Origin of the sequence: Allobosea sp. NPDC003192 (assembly GCF_050275675.1) — a bacterium.
Lineage (GTDB): Bacteria > Pseudomonadota > Alphaproteobacteria > Rhizobiales > Beijerinckiaceae > Allobosea.
In genome coordinates, this window is the sequence record NZ_JBNNPK010000001.1 from 422,995 (window position 1) to 440,023 (window position 17,029).

At 62.6% G+C, this 17,029-nt stretch carries 24 protein-coding genes and 2 pseudogenes; 9 read left to right on the forward strand and 17 right to left on the reverse strand.

Annotation, left to right across the window (positions count from 1 at the left end; all coding sequences use genetic code 11):
* Positions 1–40: 40 nt before the first annotated feature.
* Positions 41–1,150 carry a flavodoxin family protein gene (locus ACQKLX_RS01960; protein ID WP_427358991.1) on the forward strand — a complete coding sequence of 370 codons (1,110 nt, stop codon included), beginning with the start codon at positions 41–43 and terminating at the stop codon, positions 1,148–1,150.
* 13 nt (positions 1,151–1,163) lie between these two features.
* On the opposite strand, the gene ACQKLX_RS01965 is transcribed toward ACQKLX_RS01960, so the two are convergent.
* Together ACQKLX_RS01965 and ACQKLX_RS01970 are read right to left on the reverse strand one after the other, a co-directional pair.
* A complete protein-coding gene (locus ACQKLX_RS01965) occupies positions 1,164–1,748 on the reverse strand; it encodes a phosphatase PAP2 family protein (protein ID WP_427358993.1) in 585 nt (194 codons plus the stop codon).
* Positions 1,714–2,073: a hypothetical protein gene (locus tag ACQKLX_RS01970; protein WP_427358995.1), complete on the reverse strand. Its 360-nt coding sequence runs from the start codon at positions 2,071–2,073 to the stop codon at positions 1,714–1,716. The genes ACQKLX_RS01965 and ACQKLX_RS01970 overlap by 35 nt, the downstream gene beginning before the upstream one ends.
* Positions 2,074–2,300: 227 nt before the next feature.
* Between ACQKLX_RS01970 and ACQKLX_RS01975 the strand changes: the two genes are divergently transcribed.
* A complete protein-coding gene (locus tag ACQKLX_RS01975) occupies positions 2,301–3,194 on the forward strand; it encodes an NmrA family NAD(P)-binding protein (RefSeq protein ID WP_427358997.1) in 894 nt (297 codons plus the stop codon).
* Between the two features lie 21 nt (positions 3,195–3,215).
* A pseudogene (locus ACQKLX_RS01980) lies at positions 3,216–3,356 on the forward strand (arginase family protein); the annotation flags it as partial.
* A 303-nt stretch (positions 3,357–3,659) separates the two neighbouring features.
* On the opposite strand, the gene ACQKLX_RS01985 reads toward ACQKLX_RS01980, so the two are convergent.
* The 8 genes from ACQKLX_RS01985 to ACQKLX_RS02020 all read right to left on the reverse strand — a co-directional run bounded on the left by ACQKLX_RS01985 (position 3,660) and on the right by ACQKLX_RS02020 (position 9,304).
* Complete coding sequence (locus tag ACQKLX_RS01985; RefSeq protein ID WP_427359278.1) at positions 3,660–4,193, reverse strand: hypothetical protein; 534 nt, start codon at positions 4,191–4,193, stop codon at positions 3,660–3,662.
* A gap of 36 nt (positions 4,194–4,229) precedes the next feature.
* Complete coding sequence (locus tag ACQKLX_RS01990; protein WP_427358999.1) at positions 4,230–4,529, reverse strand: PepSY domain-containing protein; 300 nt, start codon at positions 4,527–4,529, stop codon at positions 4,230–4,232.
* 152 nt (positions 4,530–4,681) lie between these two features.
* Positions 4,682–4,945, reverse strand: a complete 264-nt coding sequence (locus ACQKLX_RS01995; protein WP_427359001.1) for a DUF6894 family protein — start codon at positions 4,943–4,945, stop codon at positions 4,682–4,684.
* A 7-nt stretch (positions 4,946–4,952) separates the two neighbouring features.
* Positions 4,953–5,693 (reverse strand): Crp/Fnr family transcriptional regulator, encoded by a 741-nt coding sequence (locus tag ACQKLX_RS02000; RefSeq protein WP_427359002.1) that lies wholly within the window; start codon positions 5,691–5,693, stop codon positions 4,953–4,955.
* Positions 5,694–5,705: 12 nt separating this feature from the next.
* Positions 5,706–6,164: a SemiSWEET family sugar transporter gene (locus ACQKLX_RS02005; RefSeq protein WP_427359004.1), complete on the reverse strand. Its 459-nt coding sequence runs from the start codon at positions 6,162–6,164 to the stop codon at positions 5,706–5,708.
* 140 nt (positions 6,165–6,304) lie between these two features.
* A complete protein-coding gene (locus tag ACQKLX_RS02010; RefSeq protein WP_427359006.1) occupies positions 6,305–7,348 on the reverse strand; it encodes a sensor histidine kinase in 1,044 nt (347 codons plus the stop codon).
* A 22-nt stretch (positions 7,349–7,370) separates the two neighbouring features.
* Complete coding sequence (locus ACQKLX_RS02015; protein WP_427359280.1) at positions 7,371–7,784, reverse strand: response regulator; 414 nt, start codon at positions 7,782–7,784, stop codon at positions 7,371–7,373.
* Between the two features lie 26 nt (positions 7,785–7,810).
* Positions 7,811–9,304 carry a sensor histidine kinase gene (locus ACQKLX_RS02020; protein ID WP_427359008.1) on the reverse strand — a complete coding sequence of 498 codons (1,494 nt, stop codon included), beginning with the start codon at positions 9,302–9,304 and terminating at the stop codon, positions 7,811–7,813.
* A gap of 150 nt (positions 9,305–9,454) precedes the next feature.
* On the opposite strand from ACQKLX_RS02020, the gene ACQKLX_RS02025 reads away from it, so the two are divergent.
* Positions 9,455–9,664: a cold-shock protein gene (locus ACQKLX_RS02025; RefSeq protein WP_427359010.1), complete on the forward strand. Its 210-nt coding sequence runs from the start codon at positions 9,455–9,457 to the stop codon at positions 9,662–9,664.
* 111 nt (positions 9,665–9,775) lie between these two features.
* Positions 9,776–10,012 carry a hypothetical protein gene (locus ACQKLX_RS02030; protein WP_427359012.1) on the forward strand — a complete coding sequence of 79 codons (237 nt, stop codon included), beginning with the start codon at positions 9,776–9,778 and terminating at the stop codon, positions 10,010–10,012.
* A 24-nt stretch (positions 10,013–10,036) separates the two neighbouring features.
* Here ACQKLX_RS02030 and ACQKLX_RS02035 read toward each other — a convergent pair whose 3' ends face one another.
* Positions 10,037–10,321 carry a hypothetical protein gene (locus ACQKLX_RS02035; RefSeq protein ID WP_427359014.1) on the reverse strand — a complete coding sequence of 95 codons (285 nt, stop codon included), beginning with the start codon at positions 10,319–10,321 and terminating at the stop codon, positions 10,037–10,039.
* A 40-nt stretch (positions 10,322–10,361) separates the two neighbouring features.
* Positions 10,362–10,853 (reverse strand): pyridoxamine 5'-phosphate oxidase family protein, encoded by a 492-nt coding sequence (locus tag ACQKLX_RS02040; protein ID WP_427359016.1) that lies wholly within the window; start codon positions 10,851–10,853, stop codon positions 10,362–10,364.
* Positions 10,854–11,019: 166 nt separating this feature from the next.
* Here ACQKLX_RS02040 and ACQKLX_RS02045 point away from each other — a divergent pair, with 166 nt between their 5' ends.
* From ACQKLX_RS02045 to ACQKLX_RS02060, 4 genes and pseudogenes are all read left to right on the forward strand, one after another.
* Positions 11,020–11,238, forward strand: coding sequence for a hypothetical protein (locus ACQKLX_RS02045; RefSeq protein ID WP_427359017.1), 219 nt, complete (start codon positions 11,020–11,022; stop codon positions 11,236–11,238).
* Between the two features lie 74 nt (positions 11,239–11,312).
* On the forward strand, positions 11,313–11,498 hold the full coding sequence (locus tag ACQKLX_RS02050; RefSeq protein WP_427359019.1) for a hypothetical protein: 186 nt from the start codon (positions 11,313–11,315) through the stop codon (positions 11,496–11,498).
* A 102-nt stretch (positions 11,499–11,600) separates the two neighbouring features.
* Positions 11,601–12,280 (forward strand): annotated as a pseudogene (locus ACQKLX_RS02055) (alpha/beta fold hydrolase).
* A 67-nt stretch (positions 12,281–12,347) separates the two neighbouring features.
* Positions 12,348–12,653 (forward strand): hypothetical protein, encoded by a 306-nt coding sequence (locus ACQKLX_RS02060; RefSeq protein WP_427359021.1) that lies wholly within the window; start codon positions 12,348–12,350, stop codon positions 12,651–12,653.
* 18 nt (positions 12,654–12,671) lie between these two features.
* Here the strand turns inward: ACQKLX_RS02060 and ACQKLX_RS02065 are convergent, their stop codons facing one another.
* The 5 genes from ACQKLX_RS02065 to ACQKLX_RS02085 form a co-directional block, all read right to left on the reverse strand.
* Complete coding sequence (locus ACQKLX_RS02065; protein ID WP_427359022.1) at positions 12,672–13,187, reverse strand: cupin; 516 nt, start codon at positions 13,185–13,187, stop codon at positions 12,672–12,674.
* Between the two features lie 264 nt (positions 13,188–13,451).
* Positions 13,452–14,333, reverse strand: a complete 882-nt coding sequence (locus ACQKLX_RS02070) for a hypothetical protein (protein WP_427359023.1) — start codon at positions 14,331–14,333, stop codon at positions 13,452–13,454.
* Positions 14,334–14,626: 293 nt separating this feature from the next.
* Positions 14,627–15,139 carry a hypothetical protein gene (locus ACQKLX_RS02075; protein WP_427359025.1) on the reverse strand — a complete coding sequence of 171 codons (513 nt, stop codon included), beginning with the start codon at positions 15,137–15,139 and terminating at the stop codon, positions 14,627–14,629.
* 11 nt (positions 15,140–15,150) lie between these two features.
* Positions 15,151–15,471: a plasmid stabilization protein gene (locus tag ACQKLX_RS02080; RefSeq protein WP_427359026.1), complete on the reverse strand. Its 321-nt coding sequence runs from the start codon at positions 15,469–15,471 to the stop codon at positions 15,151–15,153.
* Between the two features lie 167 nt (positions 15,472–15,638).
* Entirely contained in the window at positions 15,639–16,964 is a 1,326-nt protein-coding gene (locus tag ACQKLX_RS02085; RefSeq protein ID WP_427359282.1) for a PQQ-dependent sugar dehydrogenase, read from the reverse strand.
* Positions 16,965–17,029 lie beyond the last annotated feature (65 nt).

Below are 17,029 nucleotides of genomic sequence, written 5' to 3' on the forward strand. Positions count from 1 at the left end.
GCTGCCTTTCGCCACTTGATTATCCCGACGAGGGATACCTATGGCGCATTCCAAAGCTCGCATCGCTCAAGCTGCAGTGCCTGCGCCTCGCAAGGGCATGCCGAGTCCGCGTCTCGATGAAGCCGAGTTCAAGCATCGCTTTCTGCGGCAGTTCATCGATCCCAGCTACGACCGTGTTCGCACCGAACTGTCGGATATCGCCGATATCGCCTGGCGGGCCTACGCGGCTTCGCGCAAGAGCCCGATCACTCGCAAGGCTGGCGCGGGATACGCGGACCCTGAGTACGACCTGTCGGTCGATTGGCTTGCCGCCAAGGCTGCAATCGAAGGCGCGGAAGCTCGCTACTGCCGCCGCGATGGCCCCAGGCATATTCTGATCATCAACGCCTCTTCGCGCAGCGAGCACAGCTGCCCAGGCGAAATGTCGAAGAGCTATCGTCTGGCTGAACTGGCACAGGCGGTCTTCAACGAGGAGGGCGGGCTGACCAGCGAGCTTCTCGATCTCTCACGGCTGGCATCGGAGTATGGCCGGCATATCCACCCCTGTAAGGCCTGCTTCTCGACGGCTGCCCCACTCTGCCACTGGCCGTGCTCCTGTTATCCGAACCATTCGCTCGGTCAAAGCCAGGACTGGATGAACGACATCTATCCACTCTGGGTCGAAGCCCATGGTGTCATGATTATCAGCCCGGTGAACTGGTATCAGGTTTCGAGCCCACTCAAGCTCATGATGGATCGGCTCGTTTGTGCCGACGGCGGCAATCCCGACCCCACGACCACACATGGCAAGGACGCCGCGACGGCAAAGGCGATAGAGCTCGCGGGCTGGGACTATCCGCGCCATTTGGCCGGGCGGCTGTTTTCGGTCGTCGTGCACGGCGATGTCGAAGGCGCTGAAAATGTCCGGCGGTCGATCTCGGATTGGTTGCGGTTCATGCAGTTGGAGCCGGCCGGACCGCTCGCCGAACTCGATCGCTATATCGGGTACTGGGAGCCCTATGCGACCAATCACGACGCGCTCGACGCCGACATCGCGATACAGGACGAAGTGCGTAATGCGGCACGGGCGCTGGCCGAAGCGGTGACGAAGCGCCGCGACGGCCAACTCGAGTCAGTCGGGACGCAACTCAGACAGCCGCGCCAGAAATAAAGTGGACCATGCTTCAACGCATGCTGCGTGCAACGCGAGAACACCGCTCGACGGGCACACCGAGCACAAACCCGGCGACGACTCCAGACGGCCAGTGCGCAAGCGTGAGCATGCGCGTCCCAGCCAAGGCGCCCGAGATGAGCCATATGGCTGCTGCTTGAGGCCCGCTTTCAAAGAATGATGCGATCGCGCCCGCATGCATTGCGTGCCCCGATGGCATTGCGTCGAAGGCGCGCCCGGTATTCTCATCCAGCCCGTTCGGAATGGTGCGGTCGGGCCGCTTCTGGGCGATGACGCGCTTCATCGCATGATGCAGCATCGTCGTTGCGCCTATTGTCGCGATGAACCGCGTAGCGGCCGCCCGACTGCTGCTTCGTGCGGGTGCGCAAAGAATTCCAAGGCCACCCAGCGCCAGCAATACTCTCGCGTCGCAAAGCCATCCAAGAGTGTCTGCGGTTCGAGCAATCGATGGTGGAACTGAGCGTGCAAGGCTGCGCGCGATCCGGAAATCCAATGCGGCGATCCGCAGATGGATGGGTCTCAATGCCAAGCTCCCGTGGCCGTCAGCCCCGCGGCTTCGGGCCTGGGTGACCCGCATCCCACGCCTGGATGTCGGCCATCAGCCGGTTCAACTCGCCTGCTCGAGCGGTGTTCTCACCATATTTGGAGAGCTCCGCGACACGCCGTCTCGCCTGCTCGTATTGCTCAAGGGACTTGATCGGGTTCTCCATGCCTTCCGTCGGAGGACAATCCTGCTTCGGACGATAGGCATTCACCGCATCGATCAGGCCTGCCTTCTCAGCCTCCTCAGCCGTTCCTGGCGGGGCGACCGCAAGTTCGGCGACGCGCTGCTCCGCGGCCAGGCAATCTCCGGAATTCTGAACTGAAGAGGCATTGGGGCCGAGAACAATCTCTTTGCGCATGGAATACCTCTGGAACTTGGGTCTCCATCGCAACCCTCTCGCCACCCGAGAGTTCCGCACCGCGCCTCAGATGAGCAGCTCGGGTGCATCAATCTCTGGTGCCTGCAACCCAAGCGACGTCATCTCCGGATCATTCACGTCGATCGTGCGTTTTCCCCAGGCGGCCTCATCGGCGCCATATGCGCTTCCGTCACCAGAATTCGAACGAGAGAGCAGAGGAGCACTCCATGTTCGTCATCATGGGTGGGACTGGGCATGTCGGCTCGGCGACAGCCGCTGAATTGCTGAGACGAGGCGAAGCGGTGACCATTGTCACGCGTGATCCTGATCGGGCAGCCGGATGGCGGGCGAAAGGCGCCAAGCTCGCGCAGGCCGACGTCGACGACATGTCGTCTCTGCGAGCTGCATTTCAGCAGGGACGACGAGCCCTCCTGCTCAATCCTCCTGCGGACACCTCCACGGACACGGATGTTGTCGAACGGCGGACTGTCGCCAACATCCTGCAGGCGCTTGAGGGCTCGGGGCTAGAGAAAGTCGTTGCGGAATCGACGGGGGGCGCTCAGCCCGGCGAGCGCATCGGTGATCTCAATGTCCTTTGGGAACTCGAGGAAGGCCTCCGCGCACAATCGATCCCTTCGGCGATCAACCGCGCCGGTTACTACATGAGCAATTGGGATGGAATGCTTGAACCCGTCTGCAGCACAGGCACGCTACCAACCACGTTTCCAGCGGATGTCTCGATCCCGATGGTCGCACCAGATGATCTCGGCAGAGTTGCCGCGGCGAGGCTCTTGTCGCCGCTCGGTGATATCGGTGTGCGCTACGTCGAAGGTCCGAGGCGCTATTCAAGTGAAGATGTCGCCAAGGCATTCTCGGCTGCCCTAGGCAAACCCGTCGAGCTCTCGGTCACCCCACGAGCCCAGTGGAAGGAAGCGTTCCTGCAGCTCGGCTTTTCAGATGCGGCCGCGGATTCATATGCACGGATGACCGCAGTCAGTCTCGATGGGGGCTTCGATCTGTCCGACGATCCGATTCGAGGCACCACAACTCTCAAAATGTATGTGCATGAGCAGGCAAGAGGACGCTCTTACGAAGCTCGTGAGTGGCCGCCCGTGCGGTGATCCGCGACCATGCTTTGATGTGCCGCGACTGTAGCCATGGCGAGCGAAAAGGCGATCGGCATCGAGGTCACGATCTACAATCCTACTCTCGACGCCGATGGGAGCGCCGGGCGCCTGCTCGTCGACATCCTGGTGAAGGCCCTCTCAGATTTGGCAGCTTAAGTAGGCCAATCAACATTGCGAGGGCCTGAGGCTTTTGCGTCAAAGCGCAAATTAGCCCGGCCTTCATCAGAAGGCCGGGCCTTGGATTGCCGAGAGGCAACCGCGCTTCTTTTGCTGTTCCCCCGACCGCCGACCAGAGCCATCGAGCAGCCGGTACATCCGCGGCGAGCTCGAAATTTGGCAACTTGGTTATTCGGTCTTCGCAGAGCGTAGCCGAATCCGCTGGCGTCACTACTTGCGATTTCGGAGATGCTTGGCACTCTTGTGAGCGCCAAGCAGCAACTCTGGGTGAGTTGAATGCCCTTAGATGATGGGGCCGCGATAGCGCTCGGCATTCGCGTCGAACCGGCTCCATCCTTCGTTCCGATATTCGGTGAGGCGCTCATCGCGATCGATCGGTACAGCGCTGTCCATGATCGCTTCGGCCGCCGGTGCTTGGTCTTCATGCGCCTTGACCGACACCACGGTGCCGCCGCGCCGCACCGTCTCGGCGTAGTAGTTCGCGCTCTCCTCATCCTCGCCTGCGCTGGTGAACGCACCGATGATGCCGCCGGTCACGCCGCCTGCTGCGGCGCCGGCCGCGGTTGATGCGAGCCAGCCAGCCGCGACGACCGGGCCGATGCCGGGGATAGCAAGCAGACCGAGGCCTGCGAGCAGCCCGGCAGTCCCGCCAAGAGCCGCACCGATACCAGCGCCTTCGCCGGCATTGCTGTTGTCGGTGCTCTCATGGCGACCGACCAGACTGATGTTCGCTGCCGGGAAGCCAGCGGACTGAAGCTCTTCGACCACACGACGGGCGACATCGTAGGTCTCATAGGAACGTGTGACGGTACGCATGAGAATTCTCCTCCTCTTGTGATCAAGAACCGGCAATCAGTTCCGGGTGATGTTGCCGCGATAGTCGATCGAGACGCTCACCTGCGCGCCGGAATGAGTAGCCCTGCCCTTCCAAACGCCGTTGTCGTCCTTCTTGAGCTCGCTCACATTGGAATAGCCATTCGCCTCAAGACGGCTCTTTGCCTGCCCCTCGGTGAAGCTGTTGGCGCCGGGCAGCGGCGCGTTCGCATCCGCTGGAGCATTGGGGGATGGGGTCGGGGATGTGGTCGACGTTTGAGCGACAGCGACCGTCGACATCAAGGCGCAGAAAAGGGACGTGAGAACCACGTTGCGCATCGGAATCTCCTTATGTGGCAGATAGTTAGCCAGGTGCTAGAGATAACGGCAGCAGCGAGGAGAAGTTCCGTCTCAGCGTCCGAAGAATGGCTCGGTCAGATGCATCCGGGGCGCGGCAGCTCACTGCAACGACTGCGCTGGAATACGACGCACTAATGGCCATCGAGATTCAGGATCACCGTGTAGATTTCTGCGCCAGTGGCATCCTTCACGGTGACCGCCAGCTCCATGTGATCGCCATTGGGCAGCTTTTCGCGGTTCAGCCCGGAAACGAGTTCTTTGGCGGCGTTCTTGGCGGCTTGGTCATTGGGCAGATCGGTGCCCTCGTCGTCCATTTCGACCTGCTCGCCATCGCGCGTGTGAAAGAAGTACCGAGGCATGCCTGTCAAATGCGGCTCGCCGTCCGGTGTTCCCAACTCCATCTCACTTTTTGGAGCCGGTTTCCCGCAGATGCAGGTAGTCGGGATCAAACTCAGCCAGTTTGCACAGGCCTGCCCAGTCAAGAATGGTCAGTTTGTTTGACCGCACGCGCACGAGTCCAGCCTGCCTGATCTCTCGCAGCTTCTTGTTCATGTGCACTGTGGAGAGCCCGAGCGCGTCGGCGATTTCCGGCTGCGTCAGCGGCAGCTCGCAGGTCTTGCCGTCGGACAGGCCTATCGCCGTCATCTTGGTGATGAACTCGCAGAACAGGTGGGCGATCCGGCTTGGCGCCGAGCGCCGGCCAATTCCAACCATCCATTCCCGGTAGATCGCGGCCTCCACCAGCGTCTCGCGCCAGAATGCTTCGGCAATCCGGTAGTAAGCGCGGGTCAGCGATCGAACAGCCTCGTGAGGGATGAAGCCGACCACCGCGGGTGTGAGCGTTCCAAGATTATGATCCATCTTCTCGATGAGAAGCGAATGGATGTCGGGGATGTCGCCAGGCAGATGCAGTGAGAGGATCTGGCGCTGTCCGTCACCGACAAGCTTGTAGCGGCACACCAGCCCTTCCGCGACGAGGCAGCATTGCTTGGTGCGGTCCCCTTCGCTGACGATGTCGTGGCCGCTCTCGAACTGCTTGAGAACAAGCGGGAGGCGAAGCAGCTCATCGCGCTCCTCGGGGCGCAAGGGCGAGTTCGTCTCGAGCTTCCGAACGAGCCGTTCGAGATAATGGTCCTTATCCATCAGCCCTCGATTTCACGCGTCTGGATCCATCGTATCAGCCATCGCATTCTTTTTCGCCTGCGGCAGCAGCGTCATCAAAAGGATGAAGGATGCGAGCAACAGGCAAACGCTGTTGGTCACGATCAGCGGCCACTCGCCGAGCCCGATCCCGTAGAGCGTCCAAAGCGCGAAACCGGCAACCGTGAAGCTATACATCACCGGCGAGATCGAGCTGGTGTCGCGGCTTTTGACGATACGCCAAGCCTGCGGCACGAAGCTGATCATCGAGCACAGCGCAGCAACCGAACCCGCGATCGTTATCCAGTTCATGGCCCGCCCGCCGATCGAGCGGTAGGAAACGGAAGCCAAGGCGTGCTCCGAGATTCCGGGGTAGCCGATGGCAACCAATCGTTCACCAACATCTCTGGCATTTGCCTTAAATGCCTCAGGGCCGGGAACGATCCACCCGACGCGGAACTTCTTCGCCTGCAACGAGGATTCATTCGATGCGGAGCTATGTCCCCTTGGAATTCTGGATCTACCTGGCCCTGGTGCTCAATCTGGCGCTGGCGCTCGCGATCAACCTCTAGTCCAATACTGCCGGCCGCGCGATCGCTGTGCATATGCGGGCCCTATCCCAAATTTTCATCGAAGGTGATGAACGCAAGCGTGCCGATCGGCTGGCTGCGGTATTCAAGGGTCGAGCCCAGGCTTTTCGACATCGCCGCGATGATCTTGCCGCCAAGCCCGCTGCCCTTCGCCGCCCCTTCGCCCGTCCAGCCAACGCCGTCATCGGCGACGCTGAGCGTGATCTGATTGGACGGAGTCCTGGAAACGCTGACGCGAACCTCCCCCTCACCGACCGGGTAAGCATATTTCAAAGCGTTCGTGACGAGTTCCGTCGCGATCATGCCGACTGAGACAGCCCGATCCGTCTTGATCGAGACGGGCTCGGCGTTGAGCTTGACGATGGGTGTCCTGCCCGACGCTGTGATCGAGTTGCCCAATTCGCCGACGAGCGTTTCCAGATAGGCTGAGAGATCGACCTGCTGGACATCCGTCGAGGTGTAGAGACTGCGATGCAGGTTCGCGATCGCCGTGATGCGCGCCTGCGTCTCCGCCAGCGCAGCCTTGGCTCCCGAGTCCTTCACTGCGCCCGCCTGCATCCGCACCAGGGAGCCGACGAGCGCCAGGCTGTTGGCGACGCGGTGGTTGACCTCGGCCAGAAGCATCTCGGCGCGGTCCCTGGCCTGCCGCACCTCTTGCTCGGCCGCTTCCTTCGCCCGCATCAGCCGGGCCCGTTCGACGGCCTGTTCGAGCGCAGCCACCAGCAGCACCTCGAAATCATCGCCGATCGCCTTCACGACATAGTCGACAGCGCCGGCCTTGAGCGCCTGGACCGCGATGGAAAGCTCGGTCGAGGCCGTCACGTAGACGACAGGCGGCGCGTGCTCACGTGCTCTCAGATCCTCGAGGACAGCGAGTCCCGAGGTCGTGCCGAGGTCGTGGTCGAGAATGATCACGTCGATATCGCCATCGGCCAGACGAGCCAGCCCAGCCTCGGCTGTCGCGACGTGGTCGACCTGGTAGCCGCGGCGACCGAGAATGCGTTGGACGAGCCGCCCTAGCGCGGCGTCGTCGTCGATATAGAGCGCTTTGATGATGCGGTTGGGCATTACCGCGTCGCCGCCGATTGCATCATTCGGTTTCCGGGACCTGCATGACCGAGAAGAACAGTCCCAACTGTTTGATGGCGTTGGCGAAACCTTCGTAGTCGACCGGCTTGGTGATGTAGACATTCGCGCCGAGATCGTAGCAGCGCTGGATCTCGCGGCTGTCATCGGTCGTGGTGAGGACGATGACCGGCGAGCGACGCGTAAACGAATTCGCCTTGACCTTCTCCAGGATGTCTACGCCCGCCATGTCCGGCAGGTTGAGGTCGAGCAGGATGAGCAGCTGCCGGCGCGAGCTGGCTTCGCCTGTCCCGTCCGCACCGAACAGGAACGCCAAGGCGTCCGTACCGTTCTGAAAAGGGATGATCTCATTGTTCACGCCGGCGCGGCGGATGTTCTTTTCGATGAGACGAGCATGACCTTCGTCATCCTCGATCATCACGATTGAAACCGGCTTTGCATTGCTCACGTGGCGGCACTCCGCTGGACCGCGCCGAGATCGGGCGGCAACAAGATCGAGAAGGTCGTGCCAGCGTCCAGTTGGGAGCTGACGGTGATGTCGCCGCCGAGGTTGCGGACGATCGTCCGGACATGCGCCAGGCCGATGCCTTCGCCCGGCTTGTCCTGCGTTCCCGATCGACGAAACAGCTCAAAAATCCGTTCGTGGTCGGTCGATGCAATGCCGCGGCCATTGTCCTCGACGTCGATGACGACCCAACCTGACTTCTCCCGCTTCGCGCGCATGACCACTTTGAGCTCGCGCTTGGGAGACCGGTACTTGATCGCATTGTCGAGAAGGTTGCCGAGGACCTGCTCCATCGACAGGCGGTCGCTGCGAATCTTGACCGGCGGACAGTCGACGGTGATGCCATCACCATTCTCACTCGCCTGATGGTGCACGGCCGCCGCCGCGGCCTCGAGTGTCGCGGGAAGGTCGATCGCTTCAGCGCGCAGGACGCGCTTGCCCTCCCGCGAGATCTTCAGGATGGCGTTGATCAGCCCGTCCATCTTGCGCGTCGAGGAGCGTATGAAGCTGATCGCTTCCGGCAGGTCCACATCGACCGCGTTGCGGGCTTCTTCCAGTGTTGCCGGGGTAGCCGCTTCGCCGGCATCGAAATAGGCCTTGATCGGCGCCGCCGTCGCTTCGAGTTCGCTCGTGAATCCCATGATGTTCACGAGCGGGGCTCGCAGATCATGGGTCACGATATAGGCGAAGCGCTGGATTTCTTCATTGGCCCGGGTGAGCGCTTCTGTGCGCTGCTGCACGCGGTCTTCCAGCCCTCTGTTGAGAGCGGCGACCTCGGTTCTGGCCAGGATGATCTCTCGCGTATATCGCGCGATCGTCCAGAAGGCCGCGGCCGCGAAGAGGAGGATGACGAGCGCACCGAGCACGATCGTCCAGCGCAGCCGCGTCGCGGCGGTTTCCTGGCCGGCAATCGCCTGCCGCAGCCGTTGCTCGGATTGTGCGATGATATTGCCCAGGCCGACGCGAACATCGTCCATCAGATTGCGGCCCGCACCCTGGCGGACCGTGGCGATGGCATCGTCCCAGGCGCCGCGCTCAGCCAAGGCAATTGTCTGCGCCAGTTCTGCCAGCTTGCTCCGCAGCGCTCTCTCCAGCCGCCCGACCTCGGCCTGCGCCAGCTCGGCTGCCCCGGCCGAAGCCTTCAGGCGCTGCAGTGTCGCCTCGAACTTGCCGACAGCATCGGTGTAGGGGCCGAGATAAGCAGTGTCGCGCGACAGCAGATAACCGCGCTGGCCGGTTTCCGCGTCCTGCGCGAGCGACAGAAGGTCGGCCGTCGCGCTGCGCGTCTCCCGGACGGCGACGACCTCGTCGAATTGCCGTTCCGAGGCCCAGGTCAGCCAGAAGGCCGCGATGACGATGATCAAAAGGGCAATGGCCCCGCCCGCGAGCAGCAGGAGATTCGAGCGAAGGAATTGCGCGGGAGAAATAGGCATCAACAGGTCTCTGCGGGCGGGCCTGCATGGCGGGAGCCCCACAGCGACGCAATAGCAAATGACAGGGTTCCAAAAATTTAAATCCGGGGCCGGACGATTGCCCTGCGAGACCACGGCGGTCATGCTCGCGACACCGAGAAGGAGGCAGGAATGGCGACCGGAACAGTCAAGTGGTTCAACACGACGAAAGGCTTCGGCTTCATCCAGCCGGATGGCGGCGGGCAGGACGTGTTCGTCCATATCAGCGCAGTCCAGCGCGCCGGGCTTCGCGAGCTGCAGGACGGTCAGAAGATCTCCTATGAGGTCGTTGCTGATAAGCGGTCGGGTAAGTCGTCGGCGGAAAATCTCAAGGCCGAGTAGACGCCGTCCACGACTTGCCGGCTACGCCGCCAGCCGACCGGGTGGTGGCCACCCCGAAGTGGGGAACAACCAGCTTCCACTCCGGTTGCAACGCAATCGGAGGAAAATGTCATGGCCAAGCAACCGGAAGCCCTCGCCACCTTTGCCGCCAGCGCCAAGAACGCTGGCAAGAAGCCAAAGGATATCGGCCTCGAAGCGACACCGAAGACCAAGGCCATCCCAACCGACCCCAAGAAGAAGAATGAGGCCGCTCGCAAGGTGCTGCGGGAAGGCGTGCTTCATAAGGATCAGGGTGCGGACAAGGCCGTCGACGCCCTGCCTGATCGGACGCGAACGAAGAAGGCCTGAGGCCGAAACGCTCGCGGGGCCCAGTCAGCTCCGAGCCTTGCTGCGGCTGCCTCGGCGAGCCGAGGTTGAAGATGCTTTCCGCGGTGCTGGACCGCGGCGTTTTGGGGTAACGTCCTTGGCGCGGCGCGCTCGCGTTTCGATGTTGAGGCGATAAAGGCCGTAGCCGATTGCTCCGACGACGAGGATCGGCGCGGGCAACCTCGCCGCCAGGAGCGTCAATGGAACGGACATCCCCTCGGGGATGTCGCCGCGCTCGGTATCGCGCGCAATCCACGCGGTCGCGACGCTGTTGAGTATGGTTTTGATCATCTTTTGCGCTCGGCGTTACGGCGATGATGGAGGTCGCTGGTCAATCGAGCCGCACATTGGCTGTCTTGTCCGCATAGTCTTCCTTGGGGTCGGAGCCAAACAACAACTTGATGCCTGCGATCAGGCTCCACTCGTTCTCCCAGATCTCGGCCTGATGCGGATCGAAGCGTAGCAGCGCGAGCTTGGGATCATCCTTGCCTTGCTCATACCAGGCCGCCACGAAGCGGTTCCAAAGCCGGTCGATGACCGCGCGATCATTGTCGAGCGCCAAGGTGCCGTTGATCCTGGCGAAGAGGTCATGCCCTTTGTCGGCAAATGACATGAAAGCGTTCTGGCTTCCTGCCAGTGCCTTCACCAGTTCGGTGTCCTTCGCGGAGAAGATCCACAGCGGTCCGTGATCGGCATCACCGTCGATCTGCACGGTCATCGGCCGCATCAGATTGTCACCGGATCTTTCGAGCCCGAGCATGACGGTCATGTCGGAGCGGAGCGCCTTCCAGAGTTTGGCTTCAAGCTCGTTCGGTGTCGGCATCTCGGGCTCCCGTTGTGACGTTTGTCGGACAACCCTGGAGCTACGCGCGAAGTTCCGCGTGAGCGGACGCTGCTCCGCTCCGCTGATTGCATCCGAAAGCGACGATCGGGAACGGCGGGGCCGCGCCCAAGTTCTTCTCGAAAGGTCGCTTTCGGGAGGGAGCACGATGGCTGGCAATTCTCTTCCGCCTAGACGGGCGGGAAACGCCGCTGCGATTGCTGTGGTGATATTAGCGACAATGGCGGTGGCGCTCTTTGTCGGCTTCAATCTCTATCACGCTGATACGCAGAAGGAGCGCCAGTCGGGACAGGTCGATCCGAGAGACGCCCCCAAGAGCCCGACCGATCTTCAGGTCGCGCCCGTCAAGCCCAGCCAGCCCAATTGAATTCGGCATAGCCGCAAAGCGACTGGGAACCCTCCTCGCAGTTGCTCGTTGGCCTTGAAGGTAAGGAGGTCACCATGAGCAAGCAGCCCCCGATCCCGCAGGCCAACCGAAGCGACAAGGGCCCCGGCGAGCCAGGTCATCAGACAAGGGATCCGCACAAGGCCGAGCCGAACGAACGGCCGTCAAACGCCGCGTCACAAGGCCAGCAGGGAAACACCAAGATCAACACGACCCATCAAGGGCATCAGCAGGATCGCTAGTCCGTCTGCGCGCTGCCGATCAGTTCGAGGAGCAACAACGTTTGATTGATTGAGAACCTTCGGGCGCGCACCCGGGCGAATGATTGGTGAGAAGCGTGCGAAATGTTTCAAGGCTTTACTCTAGATCTGATGGAGTTGAGCGAGGCCACATTACGCGTGCGGCATGGCGGCAAGGGCGAACCCTTGCTGCTCTTGCACGGCCACCCGCGTACCCATGCGACCTGGCATCGGGTCGCGCCAATGCTGGCGACTGATTTCCATGTCGTCTGTCCGGACCTGCGAGGCTTTGGGCAGTCCTCACATCCTCCTCGAATATCCCATCATGCCGGCTCGTCGAAGCGCGCGAAGGCGCAGGACTGCCTGGAGTTGATGGCGCGGCTCGGCTTCGACCGCTTCCACGTCGCTGGCCATGATCGCGGTTCGTACACGGCTTTTCGACTGGCGATGAGACGATGGGCTCTGAGAACTACGCGGACTTTCTCGCGGCCATTCAGGATCCCGATACGGTCCGTGGGATGCTGGAGGACTATCGCGCCGGGCCAGCGCTCGATCGCTTTCACGACGAAGCCGACCGCGAGCACGGGCGAACCTTGCAGTGTCCCCTGCTCTGCCTGTGGTCCGAGGGCGATGATCTGCCAGAACTCTATGGAGATGTGCTCGACGTCTGGAGGCCCTGGGCGCCGGACCGCCGCGGGCACGCTATAGCCAGCGGCCACCACATGGCGGAAGAGGCGCCGGAGGCTGTCGCGCGGGCGCTTCGGAGTTTTTTTATCGAGCGGTGAAGCGCGACGGCTGAGCATGAACCGATCGCCGCCTGCTGCGTTGTTGACCTGCGGCTTGGAGGGCGCGATGAGCCATCATTCTCCGGAACTGGTCAGCCACGTCCTTCCGCTCAGCCACCGGGCGCCGCCGAGCGGCAAAATATTGAGGGAGCGCTTTCTACTCCAGATGAGCGAAGGCGACATGCTGGACGCACTCTCCTGTTTCTCCGGCCGCAGCGTCAGCTCAGTGGCCTGGCTACTCCAGCAGGACATGATTGTACCTGGTGGCCTATTGCGGGCTGCTATTGAACTGGATCGAAGAAACATGGAACTCCGTCGGAAGCGGACGATCTCGCTTGCGACTGATCAGCTTTTCGGTCCTCGCCGAAATTGAGAAACACCGCCAGCGTTCCTAGAGCCCATCGCTCCAATGCTCGAGCAATGGCCCCTCGCGGCCAAACACGGGATCTTTTGCAGGCCTCGCCAACCGGCTGATAGCAGTCCGTATATCGACGGTCGGCGCATCGCGCAGGATGTCCCCGCTCTGCCCCGGAGGATAGGCGCCGACGACCAAGAAATCGCTGCTGGCACTGAGCCGGCGATGGCCTGTGCCGGCTGGTAGCAGAACAACATCTCCCGAGCGGACGCCAAGTTCTCGGCCGCCTTCACCGCCTAGGAGCAGTTCGGCCGAGCCCTTGGCAATGCCCAGGACCTCATGCCCTTTCGAGTGGTAGTGATGGAAGTCGTAGATTCCATTCCGCCAAGCCGGTGGCCAACCATTTTCGTCAAAGCGCTGCTCGATTGCGCTGGCGAGGTCGGCCAGCTCCGGCGGGAAGGCATGCCGATAGACCAGAGCCGGGAAGCGCGGATTGTTCGGGATTGGTCCGCGCTCCTCGAAGGGTAGGACGAGTATCGTCGGCGATGCCATCGATGACGCTCCGATCAACCCGAGCGAGGCCCGCTCGGATCCCGATCCCGCCCATGACCGTTTCCGGGAGTGGCATCGCCATCCCCGGACAGGACGACAGGGTTGGCGCTCGTCATGCCTCCAGGGTTGGGCTTGGCCTGAGAGGGCGCAAACTGGCCTTTTGCATCCTGCTTCGCCGGCTCACGGGATTTCACCTCCTCCTCCCGCTCAGGGCTCAATGGATTGCCGTGTCCGTCACGCATGATGAACTCCGTTGACTATGGTTCAGCGCGGCCCCCAAAGGCGTGTCAGGTCGAGCTCCTCGTCACGATGCTTGCCGCCCAGTTGCGCCGCCATCCATGATGCGGCTGCGCCAACCAGCAGGGCGGCAGCCGTCAGGAAGGCGGTGAGCACGCCGATCCGGCGGGCGCGCTCGGCGGCCTGCTTGGCGGTTTCCTTCGCCTGATTGAGCCGGGCAAAAGCCTCGTCGATCCGCTTTTCTGCTTCCGGTTGGGCGAGGTTCATCCGAGCCGCCATGCGGCTGGCGATGTGAGAGCGATCGGCTTGGTCGAGCTGGCCGCTGGCGAGACTACGAACCAGAATGCGCGAAGCCTCGTCACGTTCGGCTTGCGTCACCGGTTCGGTCCCGGTCGAGCGGGTCAGTGTGTCGGTTGCGGTCGCTAGCGGATCGGCTTGCTGGCTCAGCACGGCGCTTGCCGCCGATGTCGCAGCTGCAGCTCCAGTCCCTGCGGCTCGGGCGAGGCCGGCGGCAGATGAGGCCGCCAGTGCGGCGATGAGCAGAGCGCCGACGGCCCAGACCACGAGCCCATGTGCACCGTCCCGGACGTGCCGCTCATGCAAGGTCGCATCGGCTACCGGACGCCGCATCCGGCCGGCGAGATAGCCGCCGGCAGCGGACGCGGTGACGGTGACCCACAGCGCCCAGAGCGCGCCCGCGATAGCCAGCGCCGTGAGGCCAGTCGAGCGCGAGGGCTCAAACGAGACGAGGCTCAGCCCGATTGCCGAGCCGAATGTAGTGAGAAGCGTTGTGATGGCGGCCGAAAGGGCAGCGCCTCCGAAGATGGCGCTCCATTCAAGATAGGAGCCGGAGCGGGGGGCAGATTGGGTTGGAGCAACAACTACGACATCTGTGGTTTCGCTTGCCATGGCACGCTCCTATCGCAGACCGAAGAAGGAGAGGATCGCCATGACCACGACCACGAGGCCGACCAGATAGATGATGTCGTCCATGGAAGTTCTCCGAGTGGCGCGCTTGGCGGGACTGCCGGGAGAACTGCTGAAAAGTTAGTGAGTTCCGTAATTTGCTTAGAGGGGCTGGCTGGCGGCGCCCAATCGAAGTCGCCGAGCAGATTCAGCGCGCGCTTCCGGACCCCGCCGGTTCTAACAGACATCCAGGCTTGCCGCAGACCGCAGCCATGAGCCCCACGCTGCCGCCGATCTTACGAAACGACTTTTGAGAGATCTGGGGGGTTGCGCTTTTCGTCCGTGATGCCTGAGGGTGCGCTCGCTGGTTCGGACAGCGGTAGTGCCGAGTCCATGATCGCCTCGATGCGGCCAATCTCCTCAGGCTCAACTGCTACCGTGACGAGAGCAGACCCGCTGTTGACCGCCTCGGCATGCCGCTCGGCGTCCGTATGTGGAACCCCGGCATCGATCAGCGCTCCGGCGAGACCGCCTGCGAGCGCTCCAACTAGGGCTCCGCCCAGGAACCAGCCCGCGGCGATGACTGCCCCGACGCCCGGCAGAGTGAGCGCGCCAAGGCTCAAGACTGCGCCGGTTGCCGCACCGGCCGCGCCACCGACACCCGCCGCAGCGCCGGTATTGTCATCGCCACCCTCCTGGCGCCCGACCAATCCGACGCGTTCGGCCGGAATGCCGTCTCGCGAAAGACGGACGACGACGTTCCGCGCATCCTCGAAGCTGCGATAGTGGCGGGTGATCATCTGAGTCATGACGTGATCCCTCATTGGCTCGCGCGGCGTTCGGCGTTGCGCTTTCGCGTCGCGGCGGCCTTTTTCGCAGATGCCGATCGCTCTTCGGCCGAACGCGAAGCTGCAGCCTTTCCACCCTTCCGTCCGCCCTTATGTGCGGCCGGATTGCCTGTCTCCTTGCCACGCCCGGATCCGCCGGGCTTCTTGCCACCGCCATCATCCTTGTTGACGGTCGCCCAGGCCCTGCGCTCGGCTTCTGTTTCGGAGACACCGCGCTTCTCATAACCCTCAGCGATGTGCTCGGCCTTGCGTTCCTGCTTGTCAGTGTATTTCGACTTGTCTCCACGGGGCATCGCGCGCTCCCTTCAAATGAAGCGTGTCCGGCAGCTCACAGAGCTGTGCCTTTCCTGAACAACGTCCCACGCCTGATGAAAGTTTCTCAGTGCACGCAGGCCGGGGTCGGCGTGGCCTCGCGTTCCGCGGCGAAAGCGGCGATCGGATCGGCGGGGCCACTCACCGCTCAGCTCGACGGAACCGTCACACGCCAGATGGCATTGCCGACGTCATCCGCGACCAGCAGGCCATTGCGCTGGTCGACCAGCACCCCGACGGGACGGCCGCGCGCTTCGCCTTTCTCATTCAGGAAACCGGTGAGGATCGGCCTCGGCATGCCCGCCGGCTTGCCTTCGGTGAAAGGCACAAAGATGACGCGATAACCCACCGGTCGCTCGCGGTTCCACGAGCCGTGCTGTCCGACGAATGCGCCACCGGCATAGGCCTGACCCATTCGTCCATCCTTGACGAAGGTGAAGCCGAGCGAGGCGCTGTGGGAACCGAGCGCGTAGTCGGGCTTGATCGCCTTGGCGACGAGGTCCGGACGCGACGGCTCGATGCGTTTGTCGACATGCTGACCGAAATAGCTGTAGGGCCAGCCATAAAAGCCGTCACGCTTCACTGAGGTCATGTAATCGGGGACGAGATCATCACCGATCTCGTCGCGTTCGTTGACGGCGACCCAGAGCTCCTTGGTTGTTGGATTCCAGTCGATGCCGACGGGATTGCGCAGGCCGGAAGCGAAGACCTGCGTGGCGCCGGAGCGCGCATCGATCTCGAGCACAGCGGCCCGCTGCTCCTCCTCGGCCATGCCGTTCTCGCCAACATTCGAGTTCGAGCCGACGCCGACATAGAGCTTGCTCCCGTCAGGGTCGGCGAGGAGGCTCTTGGTCCAATGATGATTGCGACCTGCCGGCAGGTCAGCGACCTTGACGGGCCTTGCCGCGCTCCTGGTCTCGCCGGTGACATAAGGCACGCGCACGATCGCATCCGCATTGGCGATGAAGAGCTGATCGCCAATGAGCGCCATGCCGAAGGGCGAGGTCAGGTTCTCGAGGAAGACGCTCTTCGTCTCGGCGATGCCGTCGCCATTGCCGTCGCGTAGCAGGGTGATGCGATTGGCGCTTGGCGTCTTGGAGCCTGCCTTCTTCATGAACAGACCCTGGACCCAAGCGCGCACACCGTCCTGCTTGTCGTCAGGCTTCGGCGGTGCGTCACTCTCGGCGACAAGAACATCGCCATTGGGCAGTTCGTAGAGCCAGCGGGGATGCTGCAGCCCTGTGGCAAAGGCAGTGACCTGCGCGCCATTGGCGGCCACTGGCTTCTCGCCCGGTTTCCAACCGATGGCATCGGCGACCTTGATCGTGGGCAGCCATGAACTCGTTGGCTCCGGCAGGATCGGGTTGGGTCCGTATCCCGCTTCCTCCGGCAAGGAAGGTTCACTGCAGGCCGCCAGGGCCAGGAGGGACGTCGCGACTCCGCTCGTCAGGAGTGCAGTTCGGAACTGTGCCATGGCATCAACCTCGGGATCCGGCCCCCGCAGATCTGAACGCCATCCGCCATGCTTTGTTCGCGCAT

Coding starts and splice junctions, on each gene's coding strand:
- ACQKLX_RS01960 (WP_427358991.1), top strand. CDS start 41: ATGGCGCATTCCAAAGCTCGCATCGCTCAAGCTGCAGTGCCTGCGCCT.
- ACQKLX_RS01965 (WP_427358993.1), bottom strand. CDS start 1,748: ATGCGGGTCACCCAGGCCCGAAGCCGCGGGGCTGACGGCCACGGGAGC.
- ACQKLX_RS01970 (WP_427358995.1), bottom strand. CDS start 2,073: ATGCGCAAAGAGATTGTTCTCGGCCCCAATGCCTCTTCAGTTCAGAAT.
- ACQKLX_RS01975 (WP_427358997.1), top strand. CDS start 2,301: ATGTTCGTCATCATGGGTGGGACTGGGCATGTCGGCTCGGCGACAGCC.
- ACQKLX_RS01985 (WP_427359278.1), bottom strand. CDS start 4,193: ATGCGTACCGTCACACGTTCCTATGAGACCTACGATGTCGCCCGTCGT.
- ACQKLX_RS01990 (WP_427358999.1), bottom strand. CDS start 4,529: ATGCGCAACGTGGTTCTCACGTCCCTTTTCTGCGCCTTGATGTCGACG.
- ACQKLX_RS02000 (WP_427359002.1), bottom strand. CDS start 5,693: ATGGATAAGGACCATTATCTCGAACGGCTCGTTCGGAAGCTCGAGACG.
- ACQKLX_RS02010 (WP_427359006.1), bottom strand. CDS start 7,348: ATGCCCAACCGCATCATCAAAGCGCTCTATATCGACGACGACGCCGCG.
- ACQKLX_RS02015 (WP_427359280.1), bottom strand. CDS start 7,784: ATGATCGAGGATGACGAAGGTCATGCTCGTCTCATCGAAAAGAACATC.
- ACQKLX_RS02020 (WP_427359008.1), bottom strand. CDS start 9,304: ATGCCTATTTCTCCCGCGCAATTCCTTCGCTCGAATCTCCTGCTGCTC.
- ACQKLX_RS02025 (WP_427359010.1), top strand. CDS start 9,455: ATGGCGACCGGAACAGTCAAGTGGTTCAACACGACGAAAGGCTTCGGC.
- ACQKLX_RS02030 (WP_427359012.1), top strand. CDS start 9,776: ATGGCCAAGCAACCGGAAGCCCTCGCCACCTTTGCCGCCAGCGCCAAG.
- ACQKLX_RS02035 (WP_427359014.1), bottom strand. CDS start 10,321: ATGATCAAAACCATACTCAACAGCGTCGCGACCGCGTGGATTGCGCGC.
- ACQKLX_RS02040 (WP_427359016.1), bottom strand. CDS start 10,853: ATGCCGACACCGAACGAGCTTGAAGCCAAACTCTGGAAGGCGCTCCGC.
- ACQKLX_RS02045 (WP_427359017.1), top strand. CDS start 11,020: ATGGCTGGCAATTCTCTTCCGCCTAGACGGGCGGGAAACGCCGCTGCG.
- ACQKLX_RS02050 (WP_427359019.1), top strand. CDS start 11,313: ATGAGCAAGCAGCCCCCGATCCCGCAGGCCAACCGAAGCGACAAGGGC.
- ACQKLX_RS02060 (WP_427359021.1), top strand. CDS start 12,348: ATGAGCCATCATTCTCCGGAACTGGTCAGCCACGTCCTTCCGCTCAGC.
- ACQKLX_RS02065 (WP_427359022.1), bottom strand. CDS start 13,187: ATGGCATCGCCGACGATACTCGTCCTACCCTTCGAGGAGCGCGGACCA.
- ACQKLX_RS02070 (WP_427359023.1), bottom strand. CDS start 14,333: ATGGCAAGCGAAACCACAGATGTCGTAGTTGTTGCTCCAACCCAATCT.
- ACQKLX_RS02075 (WP_427359025.1), bottom strand. CDS start 15,139: ATGACTCAGATGATCACCCGCCACTATCGCAGCTTCGAGGATGCGCGG.
- ACQKLX_RS02080 (WP_427359026.1), bottom strand. CDS start 15,471: ATGCCCCGTGGAGACAAGTCGAAATACACTGACAAGCAGGAACGCAAG.
- ACQKLX_RS02085 (WP_427359282.1), bottom strand. CDS start 16,964: ATGGCACAGTTCCGAACTGCACTCCTGACGAGCGGAGTCGCGACGTCC.